18 protein-coding genes are annotated in these 20,943 nt (G+C 37.0%); 1 reads left to right on the top strand and 17 read right to left on the bottom strand.

Translation table 11 applies throughout. From position 1 onward, the window contains the following. Positions 1-25 precede the first annotated feature (25 nt). From J4N46_RS00805 to J4N46_RS00760, 10 genes are all read right to left on the bottom strand, one after another. A complete protein-coding gene (locus tag J4N46_RS00805; protein WP_208057486.1) occupies positions 26-1,093 on the bottom strand; it encodes a CapA family protein in 1,068 nt (355 codons plus the stop codon). Between the two features lie 8 nt (positions 1,094-1,101). After that, positions 1,102-1,752 (bottom strand): phosphatidylserine decarboxylase family protein, encoded by a 651-nt coding sequence (locus J4N46_RS00800; RefSeq protein ID WP_208057485.1) that lies wholly within the window; start codon positions 1,750-1,752, stop codon positions 1,102-1,104. A 64-nt stretch (positions 1,753-1,816) separates the two neighbouring features. Next, on the bottom strand, positions 1,817-2,296 hold the full coding sequence (locus J4N46_RS00795; protein ID WP_236013498.1) for a hypothetical protein: 480 nt from the start codon (positions 2,294-2,296) through the stop codon (positions 1,817-1,819). Positions 2,297-2,453: 157 nt separating this feature from the next. Further along, positions 2,454-3,524 carry an OmpA family protein gene (locus J4N46_RS00790; protein WP_208057483.1) on the bottom strand — a complete coding sequence of 357 codons (1,071 nt, stop codon included), beginning with the start codon at positions 3,522-3,524 and terminating at the stop codon, positions 2,454-2,456. Positions 3,525-3,527: 3 nt separating this feature from the next. After that, a complete protein-coding gene (locus J4N46_RS00785; protein ID WP_208057482.1) occupies positions 3,528-5,153 on the bottom strand; it encodes a hypothetical protein in 1,626 nt (541 codons plus the stop codon). Positions 5,154-5,351: 198 nt separating this feature from the next. Beyond that, the gene (gene nagB, locus J4N46_RS00780) at positions 5,352-7,295 is read right to left on the bottom strand and encodes a glucosamine-6-phosphate deaminase (RefSeq protein ID WP_208057481.1); all 1,944 of its coding nucleotides are present in this window, start codon (positions 7,293-7,295) and stop codon (positions 5,352-5,354) included. 148 nt (positions 7,296-7,443) lie between these two features. Beyond that, entirely contained in the window at positions 7,444-9,318 is a 1,875-nt protein-coding gene (gene yidC, locus J4N46_RS00775) for a membrane protein insertase YidC (RefSeq protein WP_208057480.1), read from the bottom strand. A gap of 21 nt (positions 9,319-9,339) precedes the next feature. Next, positions 9,340-10,959 (bottom strand): CTP synthase, encoded by a 1,620-nt coding sequence (locus tag J4N46_RS00770; RefSeq protein ID WP_009751195.1) that lies wholly within the window; start codon positions 10,957-10,959, stop codon positions 9,340-9,342. 102 nt (positions 10,960-11,061) lie between these two features. Next, positions 11,062-11,796: a lysophospholipid acyltransferase family protein gene (locus J4N46_RS00765; RefSeq protein WP_009751196.1), complete on the bottom strand. Its 735-nt coding sequence runs from the start codon at positions 11,794-11,796 to the stop codon at positions 11,062-11,064. Between the two features lie 67 nt (positions 11,797-11,863). Further along, on the bottom strand, positions 11,864-12,274 hold the full coding sequence (locus tag J4N46_RS00760; RefSeq protein ID WP_009751197.1) for a BrxA/BrxB family bacilliredoxin: 411 nt from the start codon (positions 12,272-12,274) through the stop codon (positions 11,864-11,866). A 113-nt stretch (positions 12,275-12,387) separates the two neighbouring features. On the opposite strand from J4N46_RS00760, the gene J4N46_RS00755 reads away from it, so the two are divergent. Further along, complete coding sequence (locus J4N46_RS00755; protein WP_208057479.1) at positions 12,388-13,653, top strand: acetyl-CoA hydrolase/transferase family protein; 1,266 nt, start codon at positions 12,388-12,390, stop codon at positions 13,651-13,653. A 90-nt stretch (positions 13,654-13,743) separates the two neighbouring features. Here J4N46_RS00755 and J4N46_RS00750 read toward each other — a convergent pair whose 3' ends face one another. From J4N46_RS00750 to J4N46_RS00720, 7 genes are all read right to left on the bottom strand, one after another. Beyond that, positions 13,744-14,343 (bottom strand): 50S ribosomal protein L25/general stress protein Ctc, encoded by a 600-nt coding sequence (locus J4N46_RS00750; protein ID WP_009751199.1) that lies wholly within the window; start codon positions 14,341-14,343, stop codon positions 13,744-13,746. Between the two features lie 22 nt (positions 14,344-14,365). Continuing rightward, positions 14,366-15,313 (bottom strand): ribose-phosphate pyrophosphokinase, encoded by a 948-nt coding sequence (locus tag J4N46_RS00745; RefSeq protein ID WP_208057478.1) that lies wholly within the window; start codon positions 15,311-15,313, stop codon positions 14,366-14,368. A gap of 102 nt (positions 15,314-15,415) precedes the next feature. After that, a complete protein-coding gene (locus J4N46_RS00740; protein WP_208057477.1) occupies positions 15,416-15,919 on the bottom strand; it encodes a DUF4112 domain-containing protein in 504 nt (167 codons plus the stop codon). Between the two features lie 190 nt (positions 15,920-16,109). After that, complete coding sequence (locus tag J4N46_RS00735) at positions 16,110-16,775, bottom strand: hypothetical protein (protein WP_208057476.1); 666 nt, start codon at positions 16,773-16,775, stop codon at positions 16,110-16,112. Between the two features lie 8 nt (positions 16,776-16,783). Next, positions 16,784-17,509, bottom strand: coding sequence for an OmpA family protein (locus tag J4N46_RS00730; protein WP_208057475.1), 726 nt, complete (start codon positions 17,507-17,509; stop codon positions 16,784-16,786). An 8-nt stretch (positions 17,510-17,517) separates the two neighbouring features. Then, positions 17,518-18,081: a hypothetical protein gene (locus J4N46_RS00725; RefSeq protein WP_208057474.1), complete on the bottom strand. Its 564-nt coding sequence runs from the start codon at positions 18,079-18,081 to the stop codon at positions 17,518-17,520. Between the two features lie 4 nt (positions 18,082-18,085). Continuing rightward, a complete protein-coding gene (locus J4N46_RS00720) occupies positions 18,086-20,677 on the bottom strand; it encodes an AHH domain-containing protein (protein ID WP_208057473.1) in 2,592 nt (863 codons plus the stop codon). Positions 20,678-20,943: the final 266 nt, after the last annotated feature.

The raw sequence follows: 20,943 nt of genomic DNA, 5'->3' as shown, positions 1-20,943 counted from the left end.
AATGGTTAATTGTTTATTTTAATAGTTAATTGACTAATTGTCTAATTTTTCCTTCTTCAAATTGCAATTGTGCTTCAGGAAAATCAAGTCCTGTAAGCTTTTTTATTTCCTGAAATACCCTACCTTCAGCGTCCAACTCTAAGCCAATCCCTTTAGTTTGCTTTGTAGAGATGACATCTGCATATATAAAATTGCCGTTCTTATCTATTTTTATTTGGTAGAGGGGAGCTATCCCATTAACACCTTGTAGGTTAAACTGCCCATAAGTATTAAAGTTACCCATACTATAGGTGATAAACTTTCCTTTGTACACCTCTACAGCGCGTGTAACGTGCGGCCCGTGTCCCAATACTATATCTGCTCCTGCATCTATTACTGAGTGAGCAAATTTATGCACATCTCCTCTATTTTCACCGTAGAAAAACTCATTCGTTCGGGGTACGCGGGTATGTTTAGAGCCCTCGGCACCTCCGTGAAACGAAACAATAACTATATCAGCTTGCGCTCTTAGCTCCTTTACTAAGTCAGTCGCTTGAGCTATATTGTTTACCGACAACATATTGCTATTAGGTGAAAAAGCACAGAAGCCATACTTCACTCCATCTTTTTCAAATACTACCGACTTATTTTCTACAGGCCCTGCGTGGTAAATCCCTACATTATCCAATACTTTAGCCGTATTGCGGCGCCCTTTTTCACCAAAGTCGTTAGCGTGATTATTAGCAGTACTCATAAGGTTAAAACCCGCCTCTTTCAGTATATCACCATAGCGGTCTGGCATCCTAAAAGCGTAACAAGTACCTGATTCAGACCCTTTACATTTTTCTGAATTTCCTGCATCTAAAATAGCACCTTCCAAATTGCCAAACACTATATCTCCTTTCAGATAAGGTTTCACGTGCTTAAAGCTATTCTTAGCATCATCAGGTGGCAGATTGCCTGCAGGGAAAGCTGAGCCTATCATTACATCGCCTACTGCCACAATAGTAAGAGTATCTTTTGTTACTACTGAAGTCGTATCTATTTGATTATCAGTTTGTGAATAAATAGTCCCTACAAATATAACTGCTAATAACAGAAGTGTTTTTTTCATCGTCTTTCTTATTTTTCAGCAATTACTTGCACGCCTCCTTTTACTTTATCTCCCAACTGCACCTTCACTTTGGTACCTAAAGGCAGATATACATCCACACGCGAGCCAAACTTTATAAAGCCTGCATCTTCGCCTTGCACTGCAGTATCGCCTACTTTAGCGTAATTAACAATACGTTTTGCCAAAGCTCCTGCTATTTGTCGGTATAGTACCTCACCAAACACAGGGTTATCTACCACTATAGTAGTGCGTTCATTCTCTTCAGAAGCCTTAGGGTGCCACGCTACCAAGTACTTACCTGGGTGATATTTGCTGTAGGTTACCTTACCACCTAAAGCATAACGTGTTACGTGTACGTTTAAAGGCGACATAAATATTGATACCTGCAAACGTTTATCTTTGAAGTATTCTTTTTCAAATACCTCTTCTATTACCACTACCTTACCATCTACAGGAGCAATAATATGGGTATCATTCTTAGGGGTGATGCGTTTAGGGTTTCTGAAAAATTGTAGTATAGCTATCAAAAAGACAAAAGCCGACAGCTGTATTGTCAATCTAATCCATTCTATATCAATACAATAATGAGCTATCAATGCTACTACCATCGTAATAGTAAAGCTAACCAAGATAATCTTAAAACCTTCTTTATGAAACATAATATTCTATTATTTTTGCCTGCAAAATTACGAATAAAATACCAAATTACAAAAAATAATACAATCAGTTCAAAAGAGATTTTTTATAATCACCCAACCATTCACACCACTCAGTTGGGCAGTTGTATTTATTCATATATTCTTCTTGCTCTTTATTGCTCAAAGTCTTCCAATATTTCAAAAAAACATCCCTATATTGTTCTTGATATCCTTGATTCCAACGAGGAGCTCCATAAAAATTATTAGGAAACACCACCCAAAAAGGAAATATTTCTTTATATTTTTCAATTTCTTCTCTAAAAAGAATCATTTTTTCTTCATCATAAAATCTTATATACAAATAGAAAAGTTTATCAGCTTGTCTTATTATACTGATATTCTTTTTGTCGCAAAAATAAGGTTTTCTACTAAAGAAATGATAAATTGCCTTTTTATTAACCTCATTTTCTGTTTCAACTATAACATCAAATAATGAAGCCGAAATATAAAATTCGTAATAAAAAATCCTATACTTTTTTCGTATCAAATGGAATACTAAAACCATAAGAACACTTATAATAAGGACACTTGTCAATACATATAGCATTATATCTATAACATAAAAGCAAGAAAAAGGCAGTTTATTGTTATACTACCTTTTTCTATTTCATTTCTAAAACTAATTTCTAAAACAATCAGTCTTTATTTTAAACTGATGACACCTAATAACTGCGAATGATTACCCGTAGCTCTACACGGCGCGCTTGAGCAGGAGTAGCTTGCGAGTCTATCCCTTTAAAAGCGGTCAATATACGCTCGTTGCTTATCCCCTTACCATTTAGTATTTGGGCAACTGCTACAGCGCGCTCCATAGAGAGCACATTGTTGTAGGAAGCACTCCCTACGGCACTTGCATAACCTTCTAAGAGTATAGATAGTTCAGGGTGTGCTTGTAGCATCGCTACCATTTCGTCTACTATTGTAGGGTCATAAGCCAAAGGTATAGTTTTATTATTAGCAAAATAGAGTACCGCTTTCTTATGCCCATATGCAGCCAATAGCTGTTCCAATTCACTGCGTTTTTCTGCCGAAATTTGTACAGGCACCCCTGTAGCAGTTACGCTTTGCACTACTATGGGAGTATAGCCCGCTGTTGCCGTAGTGGCTGTTGTCGTAGCTTGGGTACTTACAGCGGCAGACAGAGTATTGGCAGGGGTAGCAGTAGCTGTAGGAGTAGCTTTACTTTTAGCCGCTACCACTCCTGTATTAGCCGTCAAAGCTGCCAATAACAATTGCTGCTGTTTGCGCAACTGTTCCACTACCCCCGATAGTTGAGCTACCTGTTGGGCTATCGCAGCAGTATTCTGTGGTTGAGCTACAGCAGCAGGTACTACAGAACGCTGAGCTGTAGTAATACTCGCCGTATGGACAACTGCCATAGAATTCGCAGTACGAGCGATAGCAGTATTACTCATCGTGCGGTTGATAATAGTACTACTATTTGTTCCCACTACTGTAGGACTTACTGCAGCTACTTCTACTAATCGATACTCATTTATAACTACCGAAGTAGGCGATACTGCTGTTGTTTTGTAATTTACAGCCGATAGCATACTGTCTAACTGCTTATCTCTTAAGGAAGTTAGCTCTGCTCTCCCTATTTGTTCTAAGAGTAAGCGCAGTTCATCTACCGTCATTACTATCTCTGTTTTTGTTGGGGTAGGAGCTACTTGTGCTCTTATAGTAGGTACACATAGCAATAAAACCCCTATAATATGATAGATATACTTCATAAATTATTCTGCTGTAGGTACTACAGTTTTTGTATTTTGAACTTCGTCTTTAGCTTTTTGCGCCTCTAAAAGTAGTTTCTCTAATCGGTCTATACGTTGCTCAGGAGTTTTGCCTTCGCCCTCCTTAATACTTTTTACTACATTATCTATAAGTTGTTGTAGTTCTTCTGGAGTCATACGTACCAAGCGCACTTGTTCAGCAGTAGGGTAGGGCTGATGCTCTGCCACATACGTATTTCTAAGGTCTTCCCATTGTTGTTTTTCCTTTAGCAAACGATTGGCATTAGCCGTATCGCCATTTTGGTAAGCCAATTGTATTTGTTTTTCTATTATGGTTATTTGGCTATTGTAGTAAGTTAATTTTTGTTTTTCGGGCGAAACAGGAGTAGTAGCAACAGCTGTTACTTCTTTTGGTTCTCCATACACTTCTCTTTCTACCTTTTTAGCTAACTTGATACGTATCCCTGCGTTGTAAAATACATTGCTTTGCAATTCATTTATAGCACTTAGGGCAGTACTTACATCTTTGTTATGAGTTGTATAGAGCAAATTAGCTACCCCAAAAAGCTCTACGCGCTTGCCTAAAGGTATAGCTAATCCTATCCCCCCTTTAGCAAAAATCCCCGATTTATTTGCTACACTTGCTACCTTACCTACATAATCATCGCCTACTCTCATATAACCAGCACCCAATTGCACGTAAGGCACTACACCATTAGCTACGTTTAGGCGTGCTAAGAAATCACCACCATACATTGATAATTTATCAAATTTAGTTGATAATTTTCCTTCAGTCATTGCTTGGTGGTAATACCCTCTGATGCCTATGTATTCAGTAAAATCTACTCCCAATGCCAAGCCTCCAAAGCAAGCATCGCGTAAATTACTATCACTATTGAAGTTTAAGTAACCCAAAGTAGGCTCTATTACTACCTTGAAACTCTTTAAGTTTGTATACGCTTGGTCTAATTCTGTTAGCTGATTAGGGTTGCGACCTCCTAAGTAAAGCTGTAGTCCTGCGCCTACACTCCACGCCAAGTGATTTTCTTCATCTACGTTATTATTTATCCAAGTGTTATAAGCTGAAGTGTTAGCTTCTGTAGGTTTATAAAGCACATTGCTAGGGTCAAAACTGAAACGAGTCGCTTTAGCTTGTAGGTTCAGGGTAAGGCGGCGCGCAAGGTTAAATTTAGCCCCCAATCCTAAAGCAAAGTACACTTGGTCTTGGCTCAAGTCATTAGCTTTGATGGTTTGTACTCCTGAACCCAAGGTAACATAAGGCTGAAAAGAGTATGCCATCGGTATATTACCTTTCAGTTCGCCACCCCATCTGTGCACAGCTACCTCTTTAGATTCAAAAACATTGCTAATAGCATTAGGAGCATCATAACCCGCAAGATTCGATTTCATTCCTATCGATTGTCTATACGAACCCAATAACTCTATATTTCTACCGAACCCGAAGCCTACGTAACCACCTGCCATAAAGCCATTGGTGATAGCGGTTTTCTTTTGCCACCACACATAATCACCCGTAGGGGCTACAGCGAAGCTAATATCTTTTACTTGTGCTCCTACCGAAGTAGATAAAAGCACAAAAACACCTAAGTTTAAAAAAGTTTTTCTCATTGTTTTTTAATTATTTTTTATAGTAAGTTTTTTAAGTTAAATGATTAGGCAAAAGTACAACTATTTTTTCACTCCTGCAACTATAATTCATATTTTCTTTACAAACTAAAAAAGCAGCACATCACTGCACTGCCTTTTTTATTTTATCTATAATTTAATTTACTAATTCTCAAATTTGCTAATTCTCAAATTTACTAATTAAAAAAAGTAACGTTTAAACGCTTCTATAGCCTCATAATCAGCTAAGCCTAAATTGCGATAGCGTTGTGCCGTTTGGCTATTGCGCGCTTCTGCACGTTGCCAGAACTCACGCAAGTCATCTCCTTGAAACATTGCACCATCTTTTTGTGATTGGTGGAAGAAAATAGCCTGACGTTTCTTAAGCACTTGCGCCGGACTCATAGGCACTGCCATTTCTATTTCGTGTATATCCCATTCGTGCCAAGCTCCGCGGTATAGCCATACCCAGCAGTCTTTCATATAATCCTTGTTTTTCAAGTTCTTAAGAGCTGCAAAAATAGCGTCTAAGCACACTTTATGAGTGCCGTGTGGGTCAGCAAGGTCACCAGCCGCATATATTTGGTGTGGTTTTACCTCTTCAATCAAATTCATAATGATTTTGATATCTGCCTCACCTATAGGGTTTTTCTTCACACCTCCTGTTTCGTAGAAAGGCAAGTTCAGGAAGTGTACGTGTTTATCAGGCACACCTTCGTAGCGAGTAGCTGCCAATGATTCGTGACGACGTATATTACCTTTTAGTTGGCGTACTAATAAAGTATCTATTTCATTAGATTTTTTATTAGTGATATTGCTGATAATCTCATCAAGTACAGCTACTTCGCCCTTGTTTTCTTTTACCATATCTTTAAACACTTCAGCAAATTTCAACGCTTCGTGGTCTGATACGGCAAAGTTACCAGAAGTTTGGTAAGCAATGTGTACTTCGTGTCCTTGTGATACCAAGCGGTCAAAAGTACCGCCCATTGAGATAACGTCATCATCAGGGTGCGGACTGAAGATAATAATGCGTTTTTTGTGTGGGTGTTCGCGTTCAGGACGATTAGTATCATCAGCATTAGGTTTACCACCTGGCCAGCCTGTGATAGTGTGTTGTAAGCGGTTAAACATCGCAATATTCAAATCGTAAGCAGGACCCGATTCCGCAAGAAGTTTAGACATACCGTTTTCGTTGTAGTCAGAGTCGGTAAGTTTAAGTATTGTTTTGCCCAAGTGCTCACATAGCCATACAATAGCTTTAGCTTTAAGGTCTTCATTCCATTGTACATCAGTTACTAGCCAAGGAGTATTGATACGAGTAAGGTCTGAAGCCGCTTCTTGGTCAAGCACGAAAGTAGTATTGTCGTGCAATTGTAGGTAAGATGAAGGTACTTCCGAAGTGATTTCGCCTTCTACAGCTTTTGCTACGATAGAGGCTTTACTATTACCCCACGCCAATAGTACAATACGGCGCGCTTTCATTACGGTACGGATACCCATAGTGATAGCTTGGCGTGGTACGTTATCTATGCCGTGAAAAGTTTCAGCAGCATCAGAACGGGTAATATGGTCAAGCGTGATAATACGAGTACCCGAATTGCGGTTAGAACCAGGTTCGTTAAAACCAATATGCCCTGTACGCCCTATACCCAAAAGCTGAAAGTCTATACCGCCACATTCTTCTATTTTTTTGTCGTAACCTTGGCAGTAAGCTTCAAGTTCTTCGTGTGAAACCGTTCCGTTAGGAATATTGATATTTTCTTTTGGAATATCAATATGGTTAAACAAATGCTCGTGCATAAAGTACCAATAGCTTTGTATATCCTGTTTTTCCATAGGATAATACTCGTCCAAGTTAAAGGTAATGACATTTTTAAAGCTAAGTCCTTCTTCTTTGTGCATTCGCACCAATTCATCATACACTTTCACAGGTGATGACCCTGTAGCTAAGCCCAGCACACAAGGTTTGCCTTCTGCTTCTTTTTTTCTGATTAATGCAGCTATTTCGTGTGCAACACTTATTGAAGCTGTTATTGAGCTTGAGAAAATTACATTATCGATCTTCTCAAAACGTGTCTCTTCCACCGACCCCGCTGGGTGATGAGCAATCGATGAAACTTCTTTTTTAATATGTGTTCTCATTTTGTTTGATAAATGATAATTTTTTAGTTTTTCTTTAACACGGCAAAGGTACAATTCTTTTATGAATTGTACAAATAATTTTAAGATTTATTTACAACTTCTTTCTATAAAAAAAACGAGATACCTATACACGTATCTCGTTCTTATTTTATTTTCGTTGTTGCGCTTTTCTTTGCGCTTCTGCTTGCTCCATCATCTCACGCATTTTTGCCTGAAATTTACCTTCTTTTTTAGGTTTTTTCTTATTTTCTTGTATTTGTGCGTGAATCTTCTTTTCATCTATAATAAAGTGTTTAATAACCAACATTATTAGGATAGTTAGTAAGTTTGATATAAAATAGTACAAACTCAATCCACTCGCATAGTTATTAAAGAAAAACAACATCATTATAGGGGATAAGTAAATCAAGAATTTCATATTAGGCATACCAGGTTGCTGCGGTTGTACTGTTTGCGCCATTGTCATCAGCGAATAAATAAGAATCGCTACCGAAGCTAATAGTGGGAACAAACTAATATGACTACCATAGAACGGAATAGAGAAAGGCAATTCAAAAATAGCATCGTATGATGATAAATCTTGTGCCCATAAGAAACTCTTTTGTCTAAGTCCAAATTCAGTAGGGAAGAAGTTGAAGAGTGCCAAGAAAACCGGCAACTGCAACAAGGCAGGTATACAGCCACTCATAGGGTTTACACCAGCTTTACTGTAGAGTGCCATTGTTTCTTGCTGGCGTTTCATAGGCTCTTCGTATTTCTTGTTAATCTCTTCTATTTCAGGGCGTAATACCTTCATTTTAGCTTGTGATACATATGATTTATATACCATTGGCGACAAGAATAAACGTACAATAATGGTCATTAGTATAATTACCAAGCCTACTGAAAAATAGTCAGATAAGAAATTATAGAGCGGTATAAAAGCCCATTTGTTTAGCCATCCAAAAATTCCCCAACCTAATGGTATAAGCTCTGTAAGATCATATTTATCATTGTATTGCTTTAATACATTATAATCACTTGGTCCAAAGTAAAAATGCAATGATTCACTTAATTCTCCTCCTTTTGTTTTTATAGGAGCTGTAGTTCTGAAGTTTTTTGTGTATTTCACTTCTTTTCCCTCATTATTAGCGATATTGTATGAGAGAAAATCGGCATTAGCAAAAGGAGTATCTTGAATCATTACAGAAGTGAAAAGATGTTGTTTATAAGCCACCCAGTTCACTTGAGATTTTTTATTGCCATCATTACCAGCTTGGTTCATACGGCTAATCTCGCCATTGTCGTATTGTATAGTAGCTTGTGTATAGCGGTTTTCATAAGTAACACTCTTTTCCATACGGCGTGCTTTCAGCTGCCAATCTATAGCAATAGGAGCACTACTATTTAACGTTTTAGCCAAACCTTGGCTGCGTACGGCTACATCCACCATATATCCCTCAGCCCCAAGTGTATACACGTATTCCAAATAATTGTTTTCAGCTGTTTTCAAACGCATTGTAAGCACTTGCTTGCCGTCTTTTGTAGTCAATGAAGGTTCAAAATACAAGTTTTTAGTATTTAGCTTTTTTCCATCTACAGTAGTGAAATCCACTGCAAATGAAGCATTGCCGTCTTTTATTAAGTATACAGGCAAAGTGTCATAAGTTTTAAACTCCTTCAGTAATACTTCTTTAGGGATACCACCTTTATTACTAATGGTTAGTTTTAAATCCTTGTTTTCTATAACAGTTACTGCATTTTTAGCAGAAGGTAAAGTTGCTGAATAAGCAAAATCACCCAAAGTAGCCTTGTAAGCTGCCAATGCTACAGAGTCAGTAGGTATGTTTTGATATGAAGCCGCCGTTGTTGCAGCCTCTGCTTTAGCCTTATTGGCTGCTGCAGCTTCTGCTTGTTCTTGTTGTGCTTTTTGTTTTGCTATTTCCGCCTCGTTAGGTCGGTTGTTTATTACTATCCAAATAAATAACACCGACAATAATACAAAACCAATAATCGTTTGTATATCAAACCTTTTTTCTTCCATATATATATAAATATCCGTTTTTTAGTTCTTTTTAAGTTTGTTATCTAAAGCAGCTTTCACAAACGCCACAAATAGCGGGTGCGGATTGGCTACCGTACTTTTATACTCTGGGTGGTATTGTACCCCTATAAACCAAGGGTGGGTAGGCAATTCTACTACCTCTACCAATCCCGTTATAGGGTTTAACCCTGTGCAGCGCAAGCCAGCTTTTTCTAATGGCTCTTTAAAATCGTTATTAAACTCATAGCGATGACGGTGGCGTTCCGAGATGTGAGTTTTGCCATAAGCCTCATAAATCTTGCTATCGGGCAATAAATCACAATCCCACGCACCCAAGCGCATTGTACCCCCTTTGTGCGTTACCTCTTTTTGTGCTTCCATTAAGCTGATAACAGGATAAGGTGTGTTAGGGTTCATTTCAGTAGAATTAGCATCAGGCATTCCAGCCACATTACGTGCAAATTCTATCACAGCCATTTGCATACCTAGGCAAATACCCAAGAAAGGTATATTGTGTTCGCGTACGTAGGCTATTGCTTTTATTTTTCCTTCAATACCACGCCCACCAAAACCAGGTGCCACAAGCACTGCATCTAAATGAGACAATTTAGCTGTTATATTTTCTTCGTTTAGATGTTCAGAGTGAATGGTTTCTACATCCACTCGTATTTCATTTGCAGCGCCAGCGTGAATAAATGCCTCTAAAATAGATTTATAAGAATCTTGTAGCTCTACGTATTTACCCACCAAACCTATTTTTACACGATGTTTTGGGTTTTTATATCGTTGCAAGAAAGCGTTCCATTGGGTCAAATCAGGGTCATTTTTATAAGGAAGGTCTAATTTTTTCAGAGCCACTTTGTCTAAGCCCTCCAAGAGCATCATATTGGGCACATCGTAAATCGTAGGCACATCTATTGATTGTATAACAGCCTCGCGCTTTACATTGCAGAAAAGTGCCAATTTATAACGAAGATCATCAGAAAGTTCGTGTTCAGTGCGGCATACCAAAATATCTGCCTGAATACCGCTTTCCATCAGCATCTTTACACTATGCTGGGTAGGTTTTGTCTTGAGTTCGCCTGCAGCAGCAAGGTAAGGTACCAAAGTAAGGTGAATAACAATACCATTGTGTTCTCCTAAATCCCATAACAATTGCCGTACCGACTCTATATAAGGTAATGATTCTATATCGCCTACAGTACCGCCAATCTCAGTAATCACTATGTCATACTCGCCTGTCTTGCCAAGTATCTGTATACGTTCCTTTATTTCATTGGTAATATGAGGCACTACTTGCACTGTTTTACCCAAAAACTCTCCTCGTCTTTCTTTTTCTATAACGCTTTGGTAGATGCGTCCTGTGGTAACATTGTTCGCCTGCGAAGTAGGAACATTCAAAAAACGCTCATAATGTCCAAGGTCAAGGTCGGTTTCTGCACCATCTTCTGTTACATAGCATTCGCCGTGTTCATAAGGATTAAGCGTACCAGGGTCTACGTTTATATAAGGGTCAAATTTTTGAATAGTAACGCGATAGCCACGTGCCTGAAGTAATTTAGCAAGAGATGCTGCAATAATACCCTTGCCAAGAGAGGAAGTAACCCCCCCCGTAACGAATATATATTTACAATTAGCCATTGTCTTAATTTTGCTGCAAAGATACGAAAATAATGATAAATGACAAATGATAAACAACAAATCATAAATTTTGATTTATAGGCTTATCCTTTGCTTATATCCTTATTTATCAATCATCGATTTTACTTTTGCTTCCACTTCCTCTATTTGTTCTATGATTCTATCTTGTTCTATCTTAATAGGTTTATGCACATAAAAACTAATGAGATTGCCAATTCCTAAAGGAAATTGTCCATATTTGAGTATTTTCCAAGAATTATTAATAGTTACAGGCACTACATAGCCATCAGGCATTTGCTCCATAATTGTTTGCAATCCTTTTATTTTAAAAGGGCGAGGCACTCCGTTGCGGCTACGCGTACCTTCAGGAAATATGAGTCCAGCACCTCGTTTTGCTTGCAAGTCGGCACCAAATTCTTTTAGTTGTGGCACAGCATCTTGCGGACGACTGCGGTCTATGAGTACGGAACCATTATTACGCAAATTTATTGTGATACTTGGTATTCCGCCGCCCAACTCTTTTTTACCTACAAAACGTACGCTGTAACGGCGCAAATACCATATTAGTGGTGGTATATCGTAAATACTTTGGTGATTAGGAGCAAAAATAAGCGGAACATTATCGGGTAGCGGTACTTCTATAGTAAAGCGTACCCAATTGGCTGATACGATCATTATTTTGGTAAGTATCAATGTGAGAAAATCTACAACGGCTTTATGAGCTTTTCGCCCTATAAAGTGAATACAAATCCATTGTATGGGGTGAAAAAGAAGCAATAAGCCGCCGTAAAGCAAGTAATGCAAAACACTAAGAGGATAAGAAAGTATTTTCATCATATTTTAAAAATAAAAAACTTTGCTAAAGCAACTATACTTTAGCAAAGTGTAAAATAAAAGATAAGTATTAACAATATTCGTCATAAGCTTGCTGTAAATTCTCAGCAATTGCTTCAGCCATACGCCCTTCAATATGATGACGTTCAAGCATATGCACCAATTCACCATCTTTAAATAGCGCAATACTTGGTGATGAAGGCGGAAAAGGTAGCATATATTCGCGAGCCTCATTAGTTGCTTCTTTATCTACACCCGCAAATACAGTTGCTAAATAATCAGGCTTTTTAGCATTTTGCAAGCTATATACTACCGCAGGGCGTGCATTGCGAGCTGCACAACCACATACCGAATTTACTACTACCAAAGTAGTCCCATCGCGCTCTATCGCCTCTTTTACAGCTTCTACAGTCTTCAATTCGTGGAAACCAACATTTGTTAGTTCCTCTATCATAGGTTTTACCAATTCAGGTGGATACATAATATTCTTTATTTTATTGGTGCAAAGGTACTAATTTTTTTTTATTCACCAAATATTTTGTAAAATCGTTTTTTATAACTACCTTTGAGCCGCAAAACTAAAAACTATTTTTTATGACAAAAATTACAACAGCGCAAGAAGCACTGAAAATTGTCAAAAGTAACGATTTCGTCTATATTCACGGCGGAGCTGCTGTACCCGAAATCCTTATCGATGCTCTTGTGGCACGAGCCCCCGAACTGCGTAACGTTACTATTGGGCATATACATATCGAAGGCAAAGCAGCTTATGCCCACCCCCAGTATAAAGATAACTTCTTCGTCAATTCTTTCTTTCTCTCTTCCAATGTGAGACATATCAATCAAACTGATAATGGCTCATATACACCTATTTTCCTGAGTGATATGCCGTTATTATTCGACCGCAAACACATCAAAGTAGATGTCGTACTTATACAAGTAACTCCTCCTGATAAATTCGGGTTCTGCTCTATGGGGGTAAGTGTCGAAGCCTCCAAGTCCGCTATTCGCAATGCCAAATACGTTATTGCACAAGTAAATAACCAAATGCCACGCACCTACGGCGATGCTATGTTTCATATAGATGAAATAGATTTTCTGGTAGAACACGATGCTCCTATATTTTCGCTACAACTTACCACACCTACTGCTATCGAAACCCAAATAGCACAACATATAGTCCCCCTGATAGAAGATGGTAGTACCTTACAATTAGGGATAGGCAATATTCCCAATGCCACTTTAGCTGAAATGGGACACCTCAAAAACTTAGGTATTCACACCGAACTTCTCACTGAAGGAGTACTCGATTTGGTGAAAAAAGGAGTTATCAACGGCTATGAAAAGAAAATTGATAAAGGCAAAATCATAGCTTCATTTGCTATGGGCACCCAAAGATTATACGATTTTATTGATAAAAATCCCTCTGTAGAAATTGCAGAAGCTTCTTATACCAACGAGGTAGGAGTAATACGGCAAAACCCCAAAGTAGTCTCTATCAATTCCGCTATAGAAGTAGATATTACAGGGCAAGTATGCGCCGACTCCATTGGTAGTAATATATATTCAGGGTTTGGAGGGCAAGTAGATTTTGTACGGGGAGCTATGTTAAGCGAAGGAGGAAAATCTATTATTGCCTTTCCTTCATTAACCAACAAAGGCGAAAGTAAAATAGTACCTTTTTTAAAACAAGGCGCAGGCGTAGTAACCACCCGTGCACACGTGCAGTACATTGTTACAGAATATGGTGTAGCCGAACTTTTTGGTAAAAACCTACATCAGCGAGCCAAAGCCCTTATTAATATTGCGCACCCCAATCATCGTGAAGCTTTAGAAAGAGCAGTTTTTTCAAAGCTATAGTTAAAAGAGGGGGTATATTACCACAAAAAAGGCTGTCTAAAAAAATGATAACTTTTTAGACAGCCTTTATTTTGAATTCAAAATTCCTAATTATTTCTTTTTACCACCTTTTTCAGCTTTAGCCGCATCTTGCGCAGCCTTCATAGCAGCACGTGATATTCTTATCTGGCAAACTACAGTGTTATCAGGGTGCATAATCTTGTAGTTCTCTTGAGGTAATTTAGTAACATACAATTTATTACCCATTTCCATACCCGAAATATCTACTGATACAAAGTCAGGAAGATTATCAGGAAGCGCTTTTACCTTCAATTTACGGTTTACAATGCGCAAAGTACCACCAGCCATTACACCAGGCGAAGTACCTTCTATTTGGATAGGCACTTCAATAGTGATTTCCTTATTCTTGTTAAGTTCGTAAAAATCTACGTGAAGGATTTTGTCACTTACAGGGTCAAACTGAATGTCTTGCAAAATAGCAGTGTAACTTTTACCGCCTAATTCAATCGTAGCAGTATATACGTTAGGAGTATATACTATGCTCTTGAAGGCCATTTCAGGCGCCGAAAAATGCAGAACATTGTCTCCTCCGTATAATACGCAAGGTACCTGTCCAGCATTACGTAAGGCTTTAGTCGCAGCTTTGCCCACGCTTTCTCTTTGAGATCCTTTGATTGTAATTGATTTCATTTATTTATAAATAGTTATTAAGTTACATTATGAATTTAGAACTGATAGATTCGTTCTCGTGCACCCTATGCATTACTTCAGCAAATAAATCAGCACAAGTAAGCACTTTTATTTTAGATGAAGGATGTTTTAGCGGAATAGTGTCAGTAACGATTAGTTCCTCCATTTGAGAGTTTTCAATACGCTCATAAGCATTTCCACTTAGTATAGCGTGAGTAGCAACGGCACGTACGCTCAGAGCGCCACGCTCTTTCATTATTTGAGCAGCTTTTACAAGAGTACCAGCAGTATCTACCATATCATCTACAAGTACTACATTTTTACCTTCTACATCACCTATAAGTTCCATTGTATCAATAATATTTGCCTGTTTGCGTTGTTTGTAGCAAATCACAACATCACAATTTAGGTATTTAGAGTATGCATAAGCACGTTTAGAACCTCCCATATCGGGTGAAGCGATACACAAGTTATCTAAGTTCAAGCTCTCTAAATAAGGCAAGAATATACTCGATGCGAAAAGATGATCCACAGGACGCTCAAAAAAACCTTGTATTTGGTCAGCGTGTAAGTCCATTGTCATTATTCGTGTAGCACCTGCTGCTTGCAGTAAGTTAGCTACCAATTTAGCCCCTATAGGTACTCTAGGTTTATCTTTCCTATCTTGTCTTGCCCAACCAAAATAAGGTATTACAGCTGTAATATGCCTTGCCGAAGCGCGCTTTGCAGCATCAATCATCAGCAAAAGCTCCATCAAGTTGTCCGAGTTTGGAAAGGTAGAACCTATCAAGAACACCCGTAGCCCCCTAATAGATTCCTCAAATGAGGGCTGAAATTCGCCATCGCTATAGTATGATAGTTTAATTTCACCGAGTTGAGTGCCGTACTTTTCTGCAATTTTCTCTGCTAATGCAATACTTTTAGAGCACGCAAAGATTTTAGATACTTTCGGAGTATTTTCACTAAACATTTTTGTATGTAGGTTTTATTTGGTAAAACATCTTTTATAGTTTCACGCGGCAAAGGTACAAAAAAAAATAATACCTACTAATTTTTTCTATCTTTTTTTATGTTACCTCATTATCATCTCTACCAATTGTGTTACTGTCCACCATAAAAATACCGCAAGGTAATAAACAGCCACCCCTAAAACCACAATAAATATAGTAGTATAGACAGCCCTTCGCTTCACCTTTTTAACGATATTCGGGTCATCATTTACAAAGCCCTCTATCAAAATCGTATTTTCGCGATAAGATTTATAGAAAAAATCAAGTACAATCCCCAGATAAGGTATCATACCTACGAAAGTATCTATTAGCACATTTCGCAAGAGTGTTACAGTAAGCGCATACGACCTAATTTTGAAAATAGAAATATAGAAAAAAGAAGCGTTGAACAAGTGCGGCACAATATCGCCCACCACCGGCACCAAACCAAGTATAGGGTCTAAGTAGTAGTCGTCCATCATTTTAGTAGCCGACTTCATAGCCCTATAACTTCTACTCTGCTCCATACGCAGCTTACGCTCAGCCTTCTTCAACAGCTTTTGTTCCTCTTTTAAAGATGTATCCATAGTATCTGTTACTTTTTCCGTTATTTTTCTGTTACTTTTACGCCGCAAAGTTCCAACACTTTTTCAAAATATCCAAATAGTTGTCTCACGATGATACAACCCTGTAAAATAATAGTAAGGCACGAAGCCTTACTATTATTTAACGAAGCTTAAATATCATTTAAATCCAAAGTATTAAACTATCTTTCTATTACTTCATCGTCTTATTTTCCTCCCTACTTTTTCCCTCATACTCGTGTTTAATCTTATATGCTTCAAATTTTAATTTGGTGCCGGATACAATATAGTTAGGGTCTTTAGTATTGGAATAGATATAAGCTATTGCTTCTCCTGTATTTTGGTCAACAACATAGTCATAATAGAATACCTCACCATACTCTGCTTTCAGATAATTCATCATATCTGTATAACTTGAAATTGTAGGTACTTTTATGAGATAACTAACCTTATTTTCCGTTTTCTTAAACTTCTTGCTCTCTAAAATATCCTTATAAGTATCTGGGAGCTTATAACCTGATTTTTCAAACTCTGAAGCTAGAATGCAAGACAAACCATTTAGAGTATCTAACGTAAGATTAAGTTCAGAGTACTTTTGAGTTCCAGATAGTGCTATACTTTTATCTATATTGTAGAGTTTCTTATTCAAAAAATATTCCTTGTGCATCTCTACATATTCTTTTTCTTCCTCAGTAGTTGCGTAATCTCTATATATTTCAACCCCTGAAGTTACTATTGGTGCCATTATATAACCTGCTGTTTTCCCAATAGTTTCCGTTACTTCTGCTGTTGTTTTGGCAGTGTCATTACAGCTCCCAAAAGCAAAAGCTAAGAATGAAAAAAATATTACCTTTTTCATACTTTAGTTTATTTAATAGATACATTCACTCTTCTATTTTCTTCTCTACCTTTGTAAAGAGTACCATACAGACTCTCACCATACCATTTTGTTTCTACTTTATCAGCAGGTAGACCTTCGGCTATAAGGTTATTCTTGATAGTTTCAGCACGACGTTCTGAAAGACGATCATTAAGCTTATCCGTTCCAAGATCACAAGTATAACCTTCAATCAAAAGAGTAGCTTGTTTATTAGTTTGGAGATAAGTTTTAGCAAACTCTTTTAGTAAGTCTTCAGCTTCTTGTTTTAAAACATAAGAACCTTTTTCAAACAAAACTCCAATTGAGGGAATAGCTATTTCAGTATTCTTATTAGCTTCAGCATTCTTTAGATTCTCCTCCATTTGGCGTTTAAAAGATTCTAAATTTTCTATAGTGCCTCCAACATTAGTAAGTGGACTACTTACAGCCAAAGAGGTCTGCCAATTAAAGGTAGGCTCATCAGGCGTAGTTGGGTTTATTACATCATCAGCTTCTCCAGCCCCTTTATAATTATTAGGAATATCAAGTGGTTGATTATAGTACCAATAGCCACCGCTTCCTAACAGAGCTGCAACAATTAGAGCTCCTACTATTATTCCTCCTTTCTTTTTACGATTACAATTCGCACACACAAAACCCTGTGAGGTTTGTTTTCCGTTGGATACCTGCTCATCTGGTATCATCTTTGAGCATTTGATACATTTTTCTGACATAATTTTAGTTATTTAAAAATTCTACTTAAAAATGATTCTTTTTTAATTGCACAAGGCTCAAATTCTATCCCTGTAAAATGATTCTCTCTAATAAACTCTACAAAACTAGTTGTTGCAAAAATAGAGGTATACATTTCAGGAATCTTAAACATACTTGTTTCTATTTCATTAGGATAAAAAACGTATTTTGAAATCCACATTATTTCTCCATTAGAAAAATAATCAATCTTAGATTGCTTTTTATTAAGTATCCCTTTGATTGAAAGACAAGGATTCATAATATAATACAATTCATTTTCTATCCTAATAGGAAGAAACTCTATACCTTCTAAATTGAGTTTTTTGTGTAGTTTATGATATATCTCTACATTGCATAATGGCATTGTCCCTAACAGAAAAGGAAAATCACAAATAAGTTCTCCAACTTCTCGATACCATTTTGCCTCTACTTCTTTCCATTTATTAGATAATTGTGTTCCAAATCTTTTCTCTAAAAGAAATAAAATTTTATCATCTTCAATTAATGGTTCAGCACAATCTATATTTTGTTTTTTTGCTAAAAAAATACTCATAATTCTATTGTCTTATGTTGTTAAAGGAATTCCAAAGTCTATTTACATAATGTTTATCATTTGATAGGAGTTGTATATTCCCTTTATATAAATCCTTTTTGATGTAATCAAGAGCTTCTTCAACTCCTTTTTTACCAGCTTTTTTATAGGCTTCTGATATCCTTTGATAAATTATTTCGTCATATTGTCTAATATGGTTCCCGTGAAGACTCCCTTTAAAAATACTTTTAGGATGCATTGGTAAGAGTATACCATTTCGAGCGTCATTTATATCAATATCACACTTTTCTAATATTTTTCTTGTCTCTTTAGCTGTAGGGCTATTCCCTGCGACTATATGATGTGCTTGAATACCTTTTTGTCCTAGCCTTTTACTTAATGCTTTCTCTTTTAATATAGCTCTTTTCTCTTTACTACTCATAAAAGACATCATATTTTTTAGTAAAGTTGTTCCATTTGCAGGTTTTCCTAAATCTTGATTCTTGATAAAGTCAGCATTACGTGCATATCGAGATTGTGAAACTAATTGATTATCAAACTTCTTAGCTAAACGCTCTGTAAAAACATGTAGTTTTGAATTAACCCATACCTTATCAACTATTTTCACCCACTGCTTTTCAATAACCCCACTACTATTTTTTACTAACTTTATTACTTTCCCAAAAGTCTTATTTTTAGCAAAATGTATAGCTGTCTTGCCTACTTGTCTTGCCACATTACTAAGTTTTTTAGCTAACTTTCTTGCTGGTTTTGATTGTAGGGCTTTAGGAACTAATATAAATGCTGCGTTAATAGCAACTTCTTCACCTAATGCTTTAGCACTTTCTTTTGTTTTTTCTGTATCATCATCTCTAATCCCTTCATACATATCTATAGAAGCTGAAGCCATTGCAAGAGCCGCATCAGCGGCATTTAGAGCTGTATTAACTCTTCCTGCTCCCACTCCTATTACTCCTATAGCAGGAGCTAATGGAGCTGCAGGTGTAAAAGCTACAACACTTGCTACAAGAGGAGCCCCTAACTCAATAGCGGTAAGCGCTATACTTGTGTAAAAAACTATATTATTCCAAGTCTCTTTATGTCTTTTGTAGAATTCATTAGCCTTATCATAAGCTGTGATCCCTTTCTCCCTATCTTGCGCACTTGTCCATACACCATTTTGGGTAGGGAAACCATTACTATCTAATTCGCCTTCATAAAGATCTCCATTTTCAAAGAGTACACTTGCTTTTTTAGGAAATTTAGTAGAGCCGTCCCAATTAGCTGTAATAGCAATAGTTTCTTTACCCTCTTTTAAGAAAAGTGTACCATCGCCTTTTATCTTACCTTCTCTAAACTCTCCTTGATACCTACTACCATCTTTAAAAGTAAAGACCCCTAATCCATTAAATTTATCATCGACAAACTCACCATCGTACGCATTACCGTCCTTGAAATGGTAATAACCTATACCATATTTTTGGTTTTCAACAAAATCACCTTCGTAATAATCACCATTAGGGTAGGTTATTTTACCGTGCCCATTCATCCATCCTTCTTCCCAATTACCTATATAGGTATAATCTTTGCAGGTGTATTTACCTAAACTATCTTGCTGTCCGTTTTTCCAATGTCCGTCATATACCTCTCCGGTATGGTAATTATAACGACCTTCGCCGTTATACTGATCATCTTTCCAGCCTCCCATATAGGTATCGCCATTACTCATCATAATATCACCATTACCATTCTTTTTGCCATTTGTCCAACCTCCCGAATAAAAGGTAGAATCAGGCAGGAGCATATACCCTTCACCATTTAAATTACCTTCTTTGAAATCTCCTTCTAAAAGAACATAAGGTGTTTTGCAGAGTCCATAACCATTGAGTTTCCCCTCTGCCCATTCGCCTATAATAGTATCAGTAGCTGAAGTAAAAGAGCCTTCTCCGTGCCACTTACCCTTATCCCAATTACCACGATATTGGCTACCTGAAAAATAATTTAGTTCTCCATACCCTTGATATAAATTATTGCGTAATCCACCCTTGTAAACACCTTTAGCTGTAGTAATAGTAGTATCAGCTTCAAATATTTTGTTATCTTTCCAAATACCTGAAACTATTTTCCCATTTTCTTTATAGTTGGTTCCTTTTCCGGAGCGCATTCCGTTCTGCCATTCACCTCTGTAAGATAGTTTTCCATTTTTATAATAAGAAAGATAACCATTAGGATGACCTTCTAAAAATTCACCTATATAAATTTCTTTAGGAAGCACCCAAACACCAAAACCTATAAAATTATTTTCCTTTACACTACCTATATACTTACTACCATTACTATTTAAAACATCTTCTTTTGAAGTAGCTCCATAATAGGCTTCTATAGTTTTTGAACTTATCTGCCGTCCATTATAATAAGCTGAGAGCGTCCCCTTTCCATTAATAACATTTTCAAAAAATCCCCCTTCCCAATGATATGAAAGGCTATCATCAGGTTGTGTAAGTAATAGATAGTTATTATCAGTAGTTACCCATTTTTTTTCAATGTTTGCTTTCTTTGTACAAGAAAGAAGACAACAAGTAAAAAGAAATAGTATATACAAAAGTTGTTTTTTCATAGTATATAGGTAAAATATTTTTCTTGGTTAAAGGTGCACGTTCTTTGTTTTAAAATCTAACAGCGGTAGCTCTTAATATTAGTCAATTACTGCCTAATGTATTATTTGAGTTAAACTAGAAAGAGACTGTTCAAAAAGTCTTTAATAGTACAACTTCGGCATCCCCCTTTTGAAAGAAGTCCGCGAGCTGGTGCAGCGGAGTATGTGTTAATGGGGGGATATTAATAATCAATTAGTTACAAAAATGTTCTATTTATTAATAAGCT

This window comes from Capnocytophaga bilenii (assembly GCF_017565765.1).
In the GTDB taxonomy this organism is placed as follows: Bacteria; Bacteroidota; Bacteroidia; order Flavobacteriales; family Flavobacteriaceae; genus Capnocytophaga; species Capnocytophaga bilenii.
Note: the sequence above shows the minus strand (reverse complement) of the source record. Positions and strands in the feature narration are given on the sequence as shown.

Coding starts and splice junctions, on each gene's coding strand:
- yidC (WP_208057480.1), bottom strand. CDS start 9,318: ATGGAAGAAAAAAGGTTTGATATACAAACGATTATTGGTTTTGTATTA.
- J4N46_RS00745 (WP_208057478.1), bottom strand. CDS start 15,313: ATGTTTAGTGAAAATACTCCGAAAGTATCTAAAATCTTTGCGTGCTCT.
- J4N46_RS00750 (WP_009751199.1), bottom strand. CDS start 14,343: ATGAAATCAATTACAATCAAAGGATCTCAAAGAGAAAGCGTGGGCAAA.
- J4N46_RS00790 (WP_208057483.1), bottom strand. CDS start 3,524: ATGAAGTATATCTATCATATTATAGGGGTTTTATTGCTATGTGTACCT.
- J4N46_RS00770 (WP_009751195.1), bottom strand. CDS start 10,959: ATGGCTAATTGTAAATATATATTCGTTACGGGGGGGGTTACTTCCTCT.
- J4N46_RS00765 (WP_009751196.1), bottom strand. CDS start 11,796: ATGATGAAAATACTTTCTTATCCTCTTAGTGTTTTGCATTACTTGCTT.
- J4N46_RS00725 (WP_208057474.1), bottom strand. CDS start 18,081: ATGAGTATTTTTTTAGCAAAAAAACAAAATATAGATTGTGCTGAACCA.
- J4N46_RS00805 (WP_208057486.1), bottom strand. CDS start 1,093: ATGAAAAAAACACTTCTGTTATTAGCAGTTATATTTGTAGGGACTATT.
- J4N46_RS00720 (WP_208057473.1), bottom strand. CDS start 20,677: ATGAAAAAACAACTTTTGTATATACTATTTCTTTTTACTTGTTGTCTT.
- J4N46_RS00735 (WP_208057476.1), bottom strand. CDS start 16,775: ATGAAAAAGGTAATATTTTTTTCATTCTTAGCTTTTGCTTTTGGGAGC.
- J4N46_RS00730 (WP_208057475.1), bottom strand. CDS start 17,509: ATGTCAGAAAAATGTATCAAATGCTCAAAGATGATACCAGATGAGCAG.
- nagB (WP_208057481.1), bottom strand. CDS start 7,295: ATGAGAACACATATTAAAAAAGAAGTTTCATCGATTGCTCATCACCCA.
- J4N46_RS00740 (WP_208057477.1), bottom strand. CDS start 15,919: ATGGATACATCTTTAAAAGAGGAACAAAAGCTGTTGAAGAAGGCTGAG.
- J4N46_RS00755 (WP_208057479.1), top strand. CDS start 12,388: ATGACAAAAATTACAACAGCGCAAGAAGCACTGAAAATTGTCAAAAGT.
- J4N46_RS00760 (WP_009751197.1), bottom strand. CDS start 12,274: ATGTATCCACCTGAATTGGTAAAACCTATGATAGAGGAACTAACAAAT.
- J4N46_RS00800 (WP_208057485.1), bottom strand. CDS start 1,752: ATGTTTCATAAAGAAGGTTTTAAGATTATCTTGGTTAGCTTTACTATT.
- J4N46_RS00795 (WP_236013498.1), bottom strand. CDS start 2,296: ATGGTTTTAGTATTCCATTTGATACGAAAAAAGTATAGGATTTTTTAT.
- J4N46_RS00785 (WP_208057482.1), bottom strand. CDS start 5,153: ATGAGAAAAACTTTTTTAAACTTAGGTGTTTTTGTGCTTTTATCTACT.